The organism is Streptomyces sp. NPDC054796 (assembly GCF_053611545.1).
On record NZ_JBSHAO010000101.1, the window covers coordinates 1 to 14,458 of the forward strand.

The 14,458-nt window shown below is 74.9% G+C and carries 14 protein-coding genes; 9 read left to right on the plus strand and 5 right to left on the minus strand.

Annotated elements, in window-relative coordinates:
• Positions 1-63 precede the first annotated feature (63 nt).
• The gene (locus tag ACWGJ2_RS38850; protein WP_453351116.1) at positions 64-477 is read right to left on the minus strand and encodes an ATP-binding protein; all 414 of its coding nucleotides are present in this window, start codon (positions 475-477) and stop codon (positions 64-66) included.
• A gap of 223 nt (positions 478-700) precedes the next feature.
• Here ACWGJ2_RS38850 and ACWGJ2_RS38855 point away from each other — a divergent pair, with 223 nt between their 5' ends.
• Positions 701-1,147, plus strand: coding sequence for a DUF2267 domain-containing protein (locus tag ACWGJ2_RS38855; protein ID WP_453351117.1), 447 nt, complete (start codon positions 701-703; stop codon positions 1,145-1,147).
• Positions 1,148-1,414: 267 nt separating this feature from the next.
• Positions 1,415-2,938: a phosphatase PAP2 family protein gene (locus ACWGJ2_RS38860; RefSeq protein WP_453351118.1), complete on the plus strand. Its 1,524-nt coding sequence runs from the start codon at positions 1,415-1,417 to the stop codon at positions 2,936-2,938.
• A gap of 132 nt (positions 2,939-3,070) precedes the next feature.
• On the opposite strand, the gene ACWGJ2_RS38865 is transcribed toward ACWGJ2_RS38860, so the two are convergent.
• The 3 genes from ACWGJ2_RS38865 to ACWGJ2_RS38875 all read right to left on the minus strand — a co-directional run bounded on the left by ACWGJ2_RS38865 (position 3,071) and on the right by ACWGJ2_RS38875 (position 5,028).
• Positions 3,071-3,520 carry a hypothetical protein gene (locus ACWGJ2_RS38865; protein ID WP_453351119.1) on the minus strand — a complete coding sequence of 150 codons (450 nt, stop codon included), beginning with the start codon at positions 3,518-3,520 and terminating at the stop codon, positions 3,071-3,073.
• Complete coding sequence (locus ACWGJ2_RS38870) at positions 3,517-4,158, minus strand: Asp23/Gls24 family envelope stress response protein (RefSeq protein ID WP_453351120.1); 642 nt, start codon at positions 4,156-4,158, stop codon at positions 3,517-3,519. The genes ACWGJ2_RS38865 and ACWGJ2_RS38870 overlap by 4 nt, the downstream gene beginning before the upstream one ends.
• Before the next feature lie 162 nt (positions 4,159-4,320).
• Positions 4,321-5,028, minus strand: coding sequence for a VanZ family protein (locus ACWGJ2_RS38875; RefSeq protein WP_453351121.1), 708 nt, complete (start codon positions 5,026-5,028; stop codon positions 4,321-4,323).
• A gap of 141 nt (positions 5,029-5,169) precedes the next feature.
• Between ACWGJ2_RS38875 and ACWGJ2_RS38880 the strand changes: the two genes are divergently transcribed.
• From ACWGJ2_RS38880 to ACWGJ2_RS38905, 6 genes are all read left to right on the plus strand, one after another.
• Positions 5,170-5,724, plus strand: a complete 555-nt coding sequence (locus tag ACWGJ2_RS38880; RefSeq protein WP_453351122.1) for an HXXEE domain-containing protein — start codon at positions 5,170-5,172, stop codon at positions 5,722-5,724.
• A 252-nt stretch (positions 5,725-5,976) separates the two neighbouring features.
• Entirely contained in the window at positions 5,977-6,660 is a 684-nt protein-coding gene (locus ACWGJ2_RS38885) for a histidine phosphatase family protein (RefSeq protein WP_453351123.1), read from the plus strand.
• Positions 6,661-6,830: 170 nt separating this feature from the next.
• A complete protein-coding gene (locus tag ACWGJ2_RS38890) occupies positions 6,831-8,006 on the plus strand; it encodes an isoaspartyl peptidase/L-asparaginase family protein (protein WP_453351124.1) in 1,176 nt (391 codons plus the stop codon).
• A 55-nt stretch (positions 8,007-8,061) separates the two neighbouring features.
• The gene (locus tag ACWGJ2_RS38895; protein ID WP_453351125.1) at positions 8,062-9,732 is read left to right on the plus strand and encodes an amidohydrolase; all 1,671 of its coding nucleotides are present in this window, start codon (positions 8,062-8,064) and stop codon (positions 9,730-9,732) included.
• Positions 9,733-9,808: 76 nt separating this feature from the next.
• Positions 9,809-10,729, plus strand: a complete 921-nt coding sequence (locus tag ACWGJ2_RS38900) for a 2-dehydropantoate 2-reductase (RefSeq protein ID WP_453351126.1) — start codon at positions 9,809-9,811, stop codon at positions 10,727-10,729.
• Positions 10,730-11,103: 374 nt separating this feature from the next.
• On the plus strand, positions 11,104-12,867 hold the full coding sequence (locus ACWGJ2_RS38905) for a glycoside hydrolase family 13 protein (RefSeq protein ID WP_453351127.1): 1,764 nt from the start codon (positions 11,104-11,106) through the stop codon (positions 12,865-12,867).
• Between the two features lie 19 nt (positions 12,868-12,886).
• Here the strand turns inward: ACWGJ2_RS38905 and ACWGJ2_RS38910 are convergent, their stop codons facing one another.
• Positions 12,887-13,522, minus strand: a complete 636-nt coding sequence (locus ACWGJ2_RS38910) for a histidine phosphatase family protein (protein WP_453351128.1) — start codon at positions 13,520-13,522, stop codon at positions 12,887-12,889.
• Between the two features lie 282 nt (positions 13,523-13,804).
• Between ACWGJ2_RS38910 and ACWGJ2_RS38915 the strand changes: the two genes are divergently transcribed.
• Entirely contained in the window at positions 13,805-14,080 is a 276-nt protein-coding gene (locus tag ACWGJ2_RS38915) for a hypothetical protein (protein WP_453351129.1), read from the plus strand.
• Positions 14,081-14,458 lie beyond the last annotated feature (378 nt).

Sequence of the window (14,458 nt, forward strand, 5' to 3'; positions counted from 1 at the left end):
CCCGACCGGTACGCGGCCACCACACCGGCCGTTCGCATGCGCCCGCCACGCGGGGCGCGGTGGTCAGCGGGCCAGCGTCGCGCGGATGCTCTTGCCGCCGCCCGGCGGCGCGAGGTTCACGGCCACCTCGGCCGCCAGATGACGGACCAGCGGCCAGCCGAAACCGCCCGAGGCCCCCTTCAGATCGGCGGGCCGCTCGTGCGGGGGAGTGGCCGAGGGGTCGCGTACGACGACATCGACCGTCCCCTTGCCCGCGTACAGCTTCAGGGACGTGATTCCTCCGGCGTGCCGGAGCGCGTTGGTGACGAGTTCCGAGACGACGAGCAGCACGGTGTCCGTGGTTTCCGGGGTCGGCTGCGGGGAGAGCGCGTGCAGGAAGTCGCGTGCGAGATCACGGGCCTGCGCCGCCGTGCCAGGGCGGCCGGGCACAGGACGAGGTCCGGTCCCACGCTGTGCTGTGGTCTCCGGGGCGTGCATGCTTCTCACTCCACTCGATGGACGACGATCCTTTGCGGTGCGTCCCTGGGGCGCATGCCCGTACATGCCGTCAGCTAACGCCATCGTGCCCTACGGACCGCCGCGGAAGTGCCCCGCCCCTCCCCGCCGGAGGCTTTCGCGGACGGTCCGGGTTAGCGTGTCGCGTCTTGAGACCTCGGACCGATGGGCAGAATGCCCGAGACCGTCACCACAAGGAGCGCCCATGGATATGAGCTTGGAGGCGTTGCTGGAGCAGATTCGCGAACGGGGGAACTACCGGACCCTTCAGGAGGCGGCCGGCGCCACGCAGGCCGTGCTCGAAACCCTCGGCGCGCACCTCGTGGACGAGGACCGCGCGCGGCTCGCCACATTTCTCCCGCAACTTTGCGCACCCCTGCTCACCCCTGCCCCGTCCGCCCCGCCCCGGCCGTCCTCGACGGCCCCGGGAGCGATGAAGGGGCCGCCGCCGGGGAGCGAGCCGCTGACGTTCCAGGTCTTCCTGGACAAGGTCGGCACCCGGCACGGCGGCAGCCCCGAGACCGCCCGCAGAGACGCGGACGCCGTGCTCTCCGTCATCGCGGAGAGAGCGGACGACAAGCTCATCCGCCGCATTCTGGACTGGCTCCCGCCGGGCCACGCGGCCCTCTTCGGCCTTCCCGAGCCCGGCTGAGCCGGACCGTGCCGGGCGGCGTCCGCCGCGCGGCGACGGTCCGTACTCGGCCTGGATCGGGGTGGCCGAAGAGGAGACCCGCAGGCGGTCGCCGGGGCGCCGGATGATGGAGTGAGCGGGACGGGCGGACCAGGGAAACCACCGTGGCCACCAGGGCTGCCGTTACCGGCGGAGCCGCCGTGACCAACCGAGCCGCCGTGACCAACGGCACTGCCGGGACCACCGACGACACGTGAGGAAACGCCGATGGCGGGTAGGGCCAGCCGTATGCCAGGACGACCGAGCACATGGGACAAGGCCGCCTTCCGCGCCGTCGCCACCCGCGACTGGCCGAAGGCCGAGGGCGTGCTGCCACGGCTGAGCCGCAGCGCCGACCACAGCAAGCTGTGGATGGGCGTCGCCGCCGGGATCGTGGTCTCCGGGATCGGGGGCCCGCGCGCCCGGCGCGGCGCGGTGCGCGGACTCGCCTCGCTGGCCGCCGCTTCGGCCGTGGTCAACACCGTCGGCAAGTGGTCGGTACGCCGCAACCGCCCCGTCCTCGACGCCGTCCCCGTCATACGGCAGCTCCAGCGCCAGCCGCGCACCACCTCCTTCCCGTCCGGCCACTCCGCCTCGGCGGCGGCGTTCGCGACCGGCGTGGCCCTGGAGTCGAAGGGCTGGGGAGCGGCGGTGGCGCCGGTGGCGGCCTCCGTCGCGTTCTCGCGCGTCTACACCGGCGTGCACTACCCGAGCGACGTCCTCGCGGGCGTCGCCATAGGCGCGGCGACGGCGTTCACCGTACGGGCGGTGCTCGCGCGCCGCCCGCAGATCCCGCCCGCGCAGCCGCTCGTGGAGGCCCCCGCGCTGCCCGAAGGCAGCGGCCTGTCCGTCGTCGTCAACCCCGGCTCCGGCTCCGCCGCCTTCGCGGAGGAGGTGCGCGGCGCGCTGCCCGAGGCCGAGCTGACGATGTGGGAGCCGGAGTCGGGACCGCTGCCCGAGGTGCTGGACAAGACGGCGCAGAAGGCGGCCGAGTCCGGTGGCGCGCTCGGCGTGTTCGGCGGCGACGGCACGGTCAACGTGGCGGCCCGCCTCGCGCAGAAGCACGGGGTGCCGCTGGCGGTGCTGCCGGGCGGCACGTACAACCATCTCGCGCAGGACCTCGGCATCCACGCCTCGGCCGACGCGGCGCGCGCCGTCGAGAACGGCGAGGCCGTCGCCGTCGACCTCGCCCGCTTCAGCCCGGGCCCCGGCAGCGCCGAGGGCGACGAGACGCCCGGGCACTTCCTGAACACCTTCAGCCTGGGCTCGTACGGCGAACTCGTGGAGGTACGGGAGCGCTGGGCGGGCCGCATCGGCCCCTGGGCGGCCGGAGTGGTGGCGGCGCTGCACGTGCTGCGCACCTCCCGCCCGTTCGAGGCGACGGTGAACGGCAGGAAGCGCTCACTGTGGCTGCTGTTCGTGGGCAACTGCTCGTACAACGGCTTCGCCACGGGATCCGTCAGGCGCTACAACCTGTCCGACGGCATGCTCGACATCCACGTCGTGCGCGGCGGGCACTGGGCCCGCACCCGGCTGGTCGCGGCGGCGCTGACGGGGCTGCTGCACCGCTCGCCCGTGCACGCCGCCGCGCGCGGGCGACGGCTGCGGATCACGGGGATCTCCGAGGGCACGATCTGCGCCTTCGACGGCGAGACGGCCCCCGCGCCCCGCGACATGCTCCTCGACAAGGAGGCCCGCGCCCTCACCGTCTACCGGCCCCTGCCGCAGTGGCTCAGCGGGGGCCCGCTGGCGCGGGGCGACAGCGCGGTCTGACGCGGTGCTCTGACGGAGTGTTCTGACGGTGGTGTCCGACGGTGCGGCGGTCCGGCGCTGGTTCCGGTCCGACTGGTGACCCGTGCGTGTCCCCTGGCCCTGTGGGGCCGCCCGGACCCGGCGGCCGTCCGTTCAGCGGACCCGTCGGGCCGACCGTTCCTCCGGGACGAGGCGGTCCACGCGGACCCGGACCGAGGCGACCGGTATCCCGGTCAACAGGGCCGTGCGCGCCGCGACATGGCGCCGTACGGCGGCGCAGAGCGCGGCGAGGTCGGCGGGATAGGGCAGGGCGAGGCGCACGGTGACCACGGCTCGGCCGCGCCGCACGACGGCGCGGCCCCTGGCGCCTGTCCCGTCCGCCTCGTCCGCCCCGTCCGTCCGGCCTCGCGGCCCCCGGTCCTCCCGCGCCCACCGCTGGACGGCCTCCTCGGCGGCGCGCGCGGCGACGCGGCCGACGACCCGTTCGGCGACCACGGTCGCGCCACGCGCGGCGGCGGGCACGGGCGGGGACGTCGACGCGGGCGGCGGATGCGCGGGCGGGGGAGCGGGGTCCGCGTGCGGGGTGGTGGGTTCGTCCGTCACCGCACGCGGGTCTCGGTCTCTTCCTCCGCCTCCTCGTCGGGCAGCCGGACATCGATGACCGAGACGTTGACCTCGACGACCTCCAGCGCCGTCATGCGCTCGACGGCCGCGATCACGTTCTCGCGCAGCGCCGCCGCCACGTCGGCGATCGGCACCCCGTACTCCACGACGATGTCCACGTCGATCGCGGTCTGCCGCTGGCCGACCTCCACCTTCACGCCCTGTGCCACGTCGGGGCGGCTTCCGGGGACGCGTTCGCGTACGGCGCCGAGCCGACGTGCCAGCCCGCCGCCGAGCGTGTGGACGCCGGGCACCTCGCGGGCCGCCATACCGGCGATCTTCTCGACGACGCCGTCCGCGATGCTCGTCCGTCCACGGGTCGCGGGCGGCGCGTCCGCGCCGGGCGCGCTCTCCTGGACGGTCGTCGCGCTGCCGCCGGACTTGCGCAGCGTGCCGCCTCCCGCGTTGCCGCCGCCTCCGCTGGTGCCGGTGCGGCGGTTCTCGGGGATGCCGGGGACGCCGGGGACGGCGCCCGTTTCCGAGGCGCTGGTGCCGGTGGTGCCGGTGGTGCCGCCGCCGGTGCTGGTGCCCACGCCCTGCGGGTCGTTGACCGACGGTGGCGGTGCCTGTGGGGCCATGGCTGTCTCCTCGCTCCTTCGGGCCCGGACAGTGCGCGCGCTGTGCGGTGCGCGGTGCCGCTCTCGCGGGCCCCTGTGACGGCCGGGCGTGACGTGTCCCGTCGACCCGGCCCTTCCTCGTACGGCTCTGTACGGCTCTGCGGAGAGGTGCTGTGGTGCGCGCTACTTGGCGGACCGCGAGAACCCGGGGAGCCGCGAAAGCCTCCCCGTGGCCCTGCCCGTCCTGCCCGCCTTGCCAGCCTTCACGGGCCTGGCGGCCTTCGTCCTCCCGTCGGACCGCGTGCGGCGGTTCCACCAGTGGCGGCGCGGCGGGTGCAGCGCACGCCCCAGCCTGCGCCCCAGCAGCAGATAGCCGAGCACGGCACCCGCGCTGTTGAGCAGCACGTCGTCGATGTCGAAGGCGCGTCCGGTGACCAGCGTGCCCTGGACCAGCTCCACCGCGAGCATCACCAGCCCCGTGGCCAGCGTCACCCGCAGCAGACCCCGTGCGCGCGGCAGCAGTACCGGGAGCAGGAGCCCGAACGGCACGCCCAGCAGGATGTTGCCGCCCAGTTGCTTGACCGTGTCGCGGAAGGCGGGCTGGTCCAGATAGGCGCGTATCGAGTCGCCGGGGCGGAGGTTGCTGTGCGTGAACCGTTCGGAGGCGGCCGAGGGCTCCAGCGTCAGCCGCGACAGGACGACGGCGAAGGCCACCATCCCGGCGAACGCCACCAGTATCGCCAGCACCCGCACCAGGAGGGGCGCCCCGCCGCGCCGCCCAGCTCCAGCTCCGGCCCTGGCTCCGTTCCTGGCTCTGGCCCCGGCCCCGTGCTCCTCGGGCGGGCCTCCGGAGGCCATGGTCGCCTTGCCGTTCAGGACCGTGCGAGCCATCAGGCACCCCCGGTGTCGGTGTCGGCGTTCCATGCCACGCGTTACCCCTGTTGGCCATGACCATGCCCAGCGGGTCCAGAGTGGCCGGGCCGGAAGGCCGTCCCCCGGGTACGTCAACTGGCCGTGCCAGACTGCGCGTTCATGGGGACATCCAGGAACGGAGACACCGTCGGAGGCGTCGGTGCGGGGGTCACTCTCGGGCTGTTCGCCGCGTGGGCGGCGCACGACGCCGAGGAGGTCGCGACGGGCCCGCGCCGGCTCGCGGCCCGGCTGCCCGAACTGCGCGAGCGCCTGCCGCGGGTGCCGGACCGGGTGTGGCGCGCGCTGGAGGGCGTCGACGCGCGGGAGTTCGCGGTGGCGGTCACCGGAGTGGGCCTCGTCGTCGCCGCGGCGGCGGCCGACGGACACCGTACGGGCGGCAGGTCCGGCTTCTACCAGTCCACGCTCACCGGGTTCGGCCTCCACGGAGCCGTCCATCTCGCGCAGGCCGCAGCGGTACGGGGATACCCGCCGGGGGCGGCGACCACCCCGCTGGTGGTGCTCCCCTTCACACTCTGGGCGCGCGGCAGGCTCCGGCGCGCCGGGGTGCTGAGGGCCACCCGCGTGCGCGAGGCGATGGGCGGGCTCGCCATGGCGGGGCTCGTCACGGTGGCGTCGCACGCCCTGGCCGGGCGCGTCACGCGACGCCGGGGCTGACGGCCGGGCGGGCCCGGGGTGCGGGGGCTCCGGGGCGGCGCGGCGGCGCGCTTCCGGTGGGCCCAGCGGGTCCTTGTGCCGGGGGAGGGGCAGGACCCGCCGCGCAGGTCAGGGCGCCCCCGGCCGGGCGTCGGCGGCGACGTGGGATTACCGTCGGCAGAGCGTCACGTGTGGCGTCGCACCCGCGCGCGGCTCCCACACCCTGGACCCGCTGTCCGCCACCCCCCACGAGACCGGAGCCCCACCCGCACCATGCGCCTGCTGCTGATCCGACACGGCCAGACCACCTCGAACCTCTCCCACTCCCTCGACACCGCCGCGCCGGGCCCCGGCCTCACCGGGCTCGGCGAGCGGCAGGCGGCGGCGCTCCCGGCCGCCCTCGCCGCCGAGGACATCGGGGCCCTGTACGTCTCCACGCTCACCCGCACTCAGCTCACGGCCGCGCCGCTCGCGGCGGAACGCGGCCTGACGCCCGTCGTCAGGGACGGGATCAGGGAGCTAGCGGCGGGCGAGCTGGAGATGCGCAACGACGAGGAGGCGATCGAGGCGTATCTCACCACCGCCTTCGCCTGGTCGGCGGGGGACACGGAGCTGCGGATGCCGGGCGGGGAGAGCGGCGCCGAGGCGCTGGGGCGTTTCGACGAGGTGGTGGAGGAGGCGGCCGTCGCCGCCTCCGGAACGGGGACGGCGGCGCTCGTCAGCCACGGCGCGGCCATCCGCATGTGGACCGCGGCCCGTGCCTGGAACGTGGACGTAGCGTTCGCCGCCGAGCACCCGCTGAGCAACACCGGTGTGGTCGTCCTGGAGGGCGAGCCCGGCAAGGAGTGGCGGGCGCTCTCGTGGACCGGCGTCGCCATCGGCGGCCCCGGGGTCGAGGACGCGGGCGCGGACGGGGCCGCGGCGCACGTCGTCACGGACCCGCGGTCGCCGAACTGACCCGGCCGAGGGCCACGGCCACGGCCACGCGGGGAGCGCACGTGGCGGGTGCGCCCGGCCGGCCGCCACGGGGCCGGAGTTGCCCTGGTGTGCTGAGGGAGCGTCGGCAGTAGGGTGCTCGCGTTCGAGGTCCCCGGAGGGCTGCCGAGCCCTCATGACGAGGAGGGCTCATGCGTGTACGTCCCCGTTCCTGGCTGCTCCCGGCGCTGGCCGTTTCGACGACGCTCACGGCGGCGCTGATCGTCGTGCCCCAGTCCGGCGGGCAGGGCCCCGAGCGGGCCGCCACCACCACGACCGCGGCCGACCCCGCAGCGCACGAAGGGCCGGCGAACCCGGCGAACCCGAGGACCCCGGCGAAGCGTCCGGGCAAGGCCGAGCCCGACGCGCACGACGTCGTCCTCGCCGTGCACGGCGGCGCCGGAACGGCACTGGACAGGGACGAGACGACCCCCGCGCAGGAGAAGGCGTACCGCGACGGGCTGACCGAAGCGCTGCACGCGGGCCAGAAGGTGCTGCGGCGCGGCGGCGACAGTGTGCGCGCCGTGGAGGCCGCCGTACGCGAACTGGAGGACAACCCTCTGTTCAACGCGGGCAAGGGCGCCGTCTTCAACGAGGACGCGGGCCACGAACTCGACGCCTCCGTCATGCGCGGCTCCGACCTGGCGGCGGGCGCGGTCGCGGGCGTACGGCATGTGCGCAACCCGATCTCGGCGGCCCGGCTGGTCATGGAGAAGACCAAGCACGTGATGCTCGCGGGGGAGGGCGCCGACGACTTCGCGGCCCGCAACGGCCTGCCGACGGTCACCCAGGACTACTACTGGACGCAGAAGCGCTGGGACGAGCTGATGAAGGCCAAGGCGGCCGAGAAGAAGAACGGGCGGGGAGCGGAGGGTACGGACGGCGGGTCAGCGACCAAGGGCACCGTCGGCGCCGTCGCCGTGGACGGCGAGCGGGACATGGCAGCCGCGACCTCGACCGGCGGGCTGACGAACAAGATGGCGGGCCGGGTCGGCGACTCACCCGTCGTCGGCGCCGGTACGTACGCCGACAACCGTACGGTCGCGGCCAGCGCCACCGGCGCGGGCGAGGTCTTCATCCGGGGCGCCGCGACCTCGGCCATCTCCCATCTGATGGAGTTCGGCGACGAGGACCTGGCCCCTGCCGCCTACGAGGTGCTCATCGAGCGGCTGCCGAAACTGGGCGGCGAGGGCGGAGTGATCGCGCTGGACCGCGACGGCGAGTTCGACGCACCGCACAGCAGCCCCGGCATGCTGCACGGGTATCTCACGGAGGACGGTGACATCACCACCAAGATCTTCCCGGACGAGGCCCCGCCCAACAGTTGAGCACCGGGCGCCCGCCCCCCCACGCCCCCCCACCCCCCACACAAGGAGAAACCCCGTGCCCGCACCCGCACACCGGGAGTCCGCCGCCGACACCGTCCTCACCGGAGCCCGCGTCCGCACGCTCGACCCGGAGCGGCCCTGGGCGAGCGCCGTCGCCGTCAAGGACGGGCGGATCGCCGCCGTGGGCGATGCACACGACGTACGGGACTGGCGCGGCCCGCACACCACCGTGCTCGACCTCGCGGGCGCCACCCTCGTCCCCGGCCTCGTGGACAGCCACAGCCACCCGGTCTGGGGCGTCGAGATGGCCACGGGCGCCGATCTGTCCGGCTGCCGCGACCTGCCGTCGCTGCGCGCGGCGCTCGCGGACGTGGCCCGCGCCGCGCGCCCCGGTGCGTGGGTGCGGGCGTGGGGCCTGGACCACAACGCGTTCGGCGGGCGCCCCGTGCACCGCGACCTCGTCGAGGACGCGCTCGGCGGCGCGCCCGCCTTCATCCGCCTCTACGACGGCCACTCGGCCCTGGTCAACGGCCCCGCCCTGGAGGCCGCCGGCATCGACGGGCCCCGCGACTTCGACCAGCGCGCCTCCGTCGTCTGCGACGCCGAAGGACGCCCGACGGGCCACCTCGTCGAGCACGCGGCCATGGAACTGCTCCGGCCCGTGCTGCCGCGCCCGACCCCCGAGCAGCGCAGGGCCGCACTGGTCACGTCCCTGCGCGAGATGGCAGCCGCCGGGCTGACGGGCGCCCATGTGATGGACCTTCAGGAGGACGTGCCCGCGCTGCTCTCCGGCATCGAGGAGGGGAACGGCGACGGTGACGGGCACGAGGGTGACGGGCACGAGGGCGACGGTGTGCTGCCGGTGCGGCTGCGCATCGCGCCCTGGTGCATGCCGGGCGACGGCGCCGAAGCACTCGACCACCTCGTCGCACTCCAGGGCAGGGGCGGGCGGCACTGGCGGATCGAGGGCGTCAAGTTCTTCATGGACGGCACCGTCGAGGGCGGCACCGCGTGGCTGGAGCACGCCGACTGCCACGGCCAGGGCACCGACGCGTTCTGGCCCGACCCGCGCGACTACGCCCGCGCGCTGCGCCGCCTGGCCCGCGCGAACGTGCCGACCGCGACGCACGCCATCGGCGACGCGGCGGTACGGCATGTGCTGGACACGGTCGCCGGGCTCGGCGAGGGACAGCGCGGGCGGCACCGTATCGAGCACATCGAGACGCTGCCCACCGACCAGATCGCCCGCTTCGCGCCGCTCGGTGTCGCCGCGTCGATGCAGCCGACGCACACCGCGTACACCCGCGCCGACCACACCGACGAGTGGTCGCGGCGGATCGGCGCCGAACGCGCGGCGCGGGCCTGGCGCTGCCGCGATCTGCGCGACAGCGGCGCCGTCCTGGCGCTCGGCTCCGACTGGCCGATCGCGCACTACGACCCGCGCCGGGTGATGGCCGCGGCCCGGCTGCGTCGGCTGCCGGGCGAGCAGGACACCCCGCCCGTGGGGCCCGAGCAGGCGCTGACCGGGCTCATGGCGCTGGAGGGCTGCACCTCGCACGCCGCGCTCGCGGCGGGCGAGGAGGCACGCGCGGGCCGGGTGGCGCCCGGCTGCCGCGCCGACCTCACGGCCCTCGCCCTCGACCCGGTCACCTGCCCGCCCGACGAACTCGCCGAAGCACCCGTCCACCTGACCATGACGGGCGGCCACGTGACACACCGCGCGTGAGCCGCCACGTGAGCCGCACGGAAAGGCGGGCCCCGTGGCCGTGGAGAGCCGTCGCGAGCGTCCTACGATGCGATGCATGAACCCTGCACCCACCACCACTCCGGCGCGTACGGCGGTGATCGGAGGCGGCGGCATAGGCGGCCTCGTCGCCGCGCTCCTGCACGAGGCGGGCCACGACGTCACCCTCTGCCTGCGCGCTCCCCTGGACGAGCTGACGGTGCACACCGGCGGCCAAGTGCTGCGCCCGGCACTGACGTTCGCCACGCGCCCCGAGGAACAGCGCCCCGTCGAGTGGCTGTTCCTCACCACCAAGGCGCAGGACACCGAGGGCGCGGCCGACTGGCTGCGTCAGCTGTCGGGGCCCGGCACCACGGTCGTCGTCGTCCAGAACGGCGTCGACCACGCCGCACGTGTCTCCCCGCTGCTGCCGCCCGGCGCCGACGTGCTGCCCGGGCTCGCCTACATGTCGACGGAACGCGTCGCGCCGGGCCGTATCGTGCACCACGCCGCCAACGAACTCCACGTCCCGGCCGGCGCGTCGGCCGATGGGCTGTGCGCCCTGCTCGCGGACAGCGGGATCGAGGTCAGGCCCGTCACCGACTTCACCACGGCGATCTGGCGCAAGCTGTTCACCAACCTCGCGGCCAACCCCGTCACCGCCCTGCTCCAGCAGCGCATCCGCGTCCTCGGCGAGCCCGGGATGCATCAGCTCGCCGAGGACATCCTGCGCGAGGCGGCCGAGGTCGGCCGCGCGGAGGGCGCGGACATCGGCGAGGAGGACGTGCGCCGCACCCTTGCCATGTACGAGCGGGTCCCGGCCGACGGCGGCACCTCCATGCTCTACGACCGGCTCGCGGGCCGCCCCCTCGAACACGAGCACATCACGGGCCCCGTCGTCCGCGCCGGAGAGCGCCACGGCATCCCCACCCCGCTCAACGGGATGCTCCTGACCCTGCTGCGCGCCGTGGACCGCGACCTGCGCGCGCAGAGCGCCTGACGGCGCCCGCCCGCGCCCCCGGACGCACCCTTCCGCCCCCTGGCCGGAGCCGGTGCGGGAGCCGGTGCGGGCGCCGGGCGTCGGATCCAGCGGCCCCGCCGTCGTGGCCGACTGGACATGCCGGACATGGCTGGACGCCGACGCGGGAAGCCTGGTGGCAGCGCTGCCAGTCGCCCCACCGCGCCGCCCATGGCCCCTGCCCCGTCGAGCCCGCCGCGCCCTGCAAACGCCGCCACTACCGCCCTTCCGCGAGTCGGTGACGTACCGGTGGGGACACCCGGAGCGGCACCCTCCCCGAGCGGCACCGGAGCCGTCAGCGCACCCCCTCCACGAAGCACCCGCACCGCACCGCACCGCACCGGAGAGGCCCCACCGTGACCAACCCTCGACGCCACGGCCCCCCGACCGCCCCCGTTCCCACCCTCACCCGCACCGCTGCTCCCACTCCCGCCCCCACCTTCCACGGGCCGGGAGCCCGCGCGGGCAAGGGCGCGGACTGGTGGCGGCAGGCCGTCGTCTACCAGGTGTATCCGCGCAGCTTCGCCGACTCCGACGGCGACGGCCTCGGCGACCTCCCCGGCCTCGTCTCCCGGCTCCCCTACCTCGCGGACCTCGGCGTGGACGCCGTCTGGCTCAGCCCCTTCTACCCGTCCCCGCTCGCCGACGGCGGCTACGACGTGGCGGACTACCGCGACGTCGACCCCCGCCTCGGCACCCTCGACGACTTCGACCTCCTGATCGGCAGGGCCCACCGCCTCGGCCTCAAGGTCATGGTCGACATCGTCCCCAACCACTCCTCCGACCAGCACACCTGGTTCCAGGAGGCCCTGCGCGCCGCACCCGGCTCGGCGGCGCGCGAGCGCTACATCTTCCGCGAGGGCAAGGGCGCGCACGGCGAACTCCCGCCCACCGACTGGATCTCCTGCTTCGGCGGCCCCGCCTGGACCCGGCTCCCCGACGGCTGGTGGTACCTCCACCTCTTCGCCCCCGAGCAGCCCGACTTCAACTGGGACAACCCCGAGGTCCGCGAGGAGTTCCGGCGCGTGCTGCGGTTCTGGGCGGACCGAGGCGTGGACGGCTTCCGCGTCGACGTCGCGCACGGCCTCGCCAAGGACCTGGCCGAACCGCTGCGCGACATCGGCACCGTGGAGAGCTACGAACCCGACGACCTCCCGGAGGACGGCAGCCACCCGTTCTGGGACCGGGACGAGGTGCACGAGATCTTCCGGGGCTGGCGGAAGGTCTTCAACGAGTACGACCCGCCGCGCGTCGCCGTCGCCGAGGCGTGGGTGCGCAACTCCCGCCGCACCGCATACGCGACGGCGCGGGAACTGGGCCAGGCGTTCAACTTCGACTTCCTCGCCGCCCCGCTCCAAGCCCCGGCCCTGCGCGCCACCATCGACACCGCGCTCGCCGAGGCACGCACCGCCGGAGCCACCGCGACCTGGGTGCTCTCCAACCACGACGTGATCCGGCACGCCTCCCGCTACGCGCTGCCCGAGGGCACCGACCCCGAGGCATGGCTGCTCTCCGACGGCACCGAGCCCGCCGCCGACCGTGCCGCGGGGCTGCGCCGGGCGCTGGCGGCGACGCTGCTGATGCTCGCGCTGCCCGGCTCCAGCTACCTCTACCAGGGCGAGGAACTGGGGCTGCCCGAGGTCGCGGTGCTGCCCCGCGAAGCCCTCCAGGACCCGGTCTGGGCCCGCAGCGGAGGCCGCCTCAAGGGGCGCGACGGCTGCCGCGTACCCCTGCCGTGGACGCGCCGCGGCCCCTCGGCCGGGTTCGGCGAAGGCGGCTCCTGGCTGCCGCAGCCCGAGGACTGGGGCAGCCTGTCGGTCCAGGCCCAGGAGGGCGACCCGGGCGCGCCCCTGGAGCTGTACCGCGAGGCGCTGCGGCTGCGGCGCGAACTGGTGGCCGACGAGGCGCTGGCGTGGGCGGGCGACGAGTCGCTGACGGCCGAGGGCGTGCTGTACTTCCGCCGCTCGGACGGCTGGGAGTGCGTCGCCAACCTGTCCGACGCGCCCCGGGCCCTGCCCGATCCCGACGCGGAACTCCTGCTGGCCTCCACACCGTTGGACGACGGCGCGACGGAACTGCCGCCCTGGACGACGGCCTGGTTCCGCGCCCGTACGCGCTGACAACGTCGCCGACGCGGGATCAGCGGCCGTTCGCCAGGTGCGCGGTGTCGTTGAAGCGCAGCAGGCTCCAGTGGTCCGCCGACTCGTCGTAGTCCCACTCCGTGATGGAGGCGAAGCCAGGGTCGACGCGGGCGCGGGCGCCCGTGCCGGGGTGCGGGACGGCGAGCAGCGTCAGGAAAGCGCGCACGATGAACCCCGCGTGGGTGACGGCGACGACCTTACGGCCCTGGTACCGGCGCGGCAGCTCGGCCAGCGTGCCGCGCACCCGGTCCACGAACGCGTTCCAGCTCTCGCCGCCGGGCGAGAGCGGCCGGTCGGGGTCGGCCCGCGGGTCGAGCGAGCCGTACCGCGCGGCGAAGCGTTCCCTGGTCAGCCCGTCGCCCTCGCCCGGGTCCGGCTCGGACAGGGCGCGCACACAGCGGATGCCCGTCGCCGAGGGCAGCGCGGGCGCCAGCCTGCGGGCCGTCTCGTGTGCGCGGGGCACCGTGCTGGACAGGAGCACGTCCGCGGGCTCCTCCTCGGCGGCCAGCCGGTGCCGCAGCGCGTGGGCCTGCTCGCGCCCGCGCGGGGTCAGCCCGGGGCACCCGCGTTCGCCGGCGACCAGGTCGAGCTGTGAGTGCGCGGACTCACCGTGGCGGATCAGGAGGAGACGCATGGCTACCGATCGTAGGCACAGCCGTACGCAGCCGCTCGGGCCCCCGCCCCTTTTCGGGCCCGCCGAACGGCTCCCGGCGCGTTCCCGGCGCGTTGCGGCACGCTCCGGGTGCGTTCACACCCTTCACGCCTCTCCTGCGGCATGCGTCGTATGCGTCCGTACGCGCACGGCAACGGTACGGGTGTGCTCGCGGAAAGGCGCGGGCCACCGGGCGGGCGAGGGACGGCCGGTCCGTCGGCCACACACCCGTTCCGGGCGAAGCGAGAGGGAAAGGGGAGCGCGATGACCTCCGCTGCGGTTGTCACCAAGGAACAGATCGAAGAGAAGGTGCGCGAGCGGCTGAAGGAGGAACTCGCCGCCTCGGACGAGCAACTGGCGTACCGGAGCGAGCTGATCGCCCTGCCCGGGGCCTCACCGTCGAAGCTCCTGCGGGCAAGCCGCGCCATCGAGCGTGACTTCAACGTCTCGTGCCTCGGTACGAACGCGGACTGGTTCACCTCCGTCCGCGTCGGCGTGGAACGGGTCTCGAAGGCTCTCGGTCCGCGCTTCGAGGGGTGACGCGCTGACCGGGCCCGGCCCCGGCCCCTGACCCGGGCAGCCGGGAAGCCCTGGGAGATCCGCACCCTCCCAGGGCGCTTCCCGCTGCGCTGTGCTGTTTGGCGTTTTTTGGGTGGCCCCTTCACGGGGTGGTTGCGCGGGACGGTTGGCCCGTGACGGGGTTGCCGTAGGGTCCCGCGCTGATTTTTGTGCCCCTTGTGTGGCGGGGGCGGCGTTGTGTGGCTTGGCGCCGTGTTCGGGTGCGGGTGGGTGGCTTCGGCGCGGTGTGTGGTGGCGGTGCGTTCGCGGCTGGCGCCGCGTGGTTGTTGGTTTCGGCTGGTGGTCGTGTGGGGTTGGTGTGTGGTGGGGGTCGGTGCCGTGGTGGGGTGTCTCCTCGGG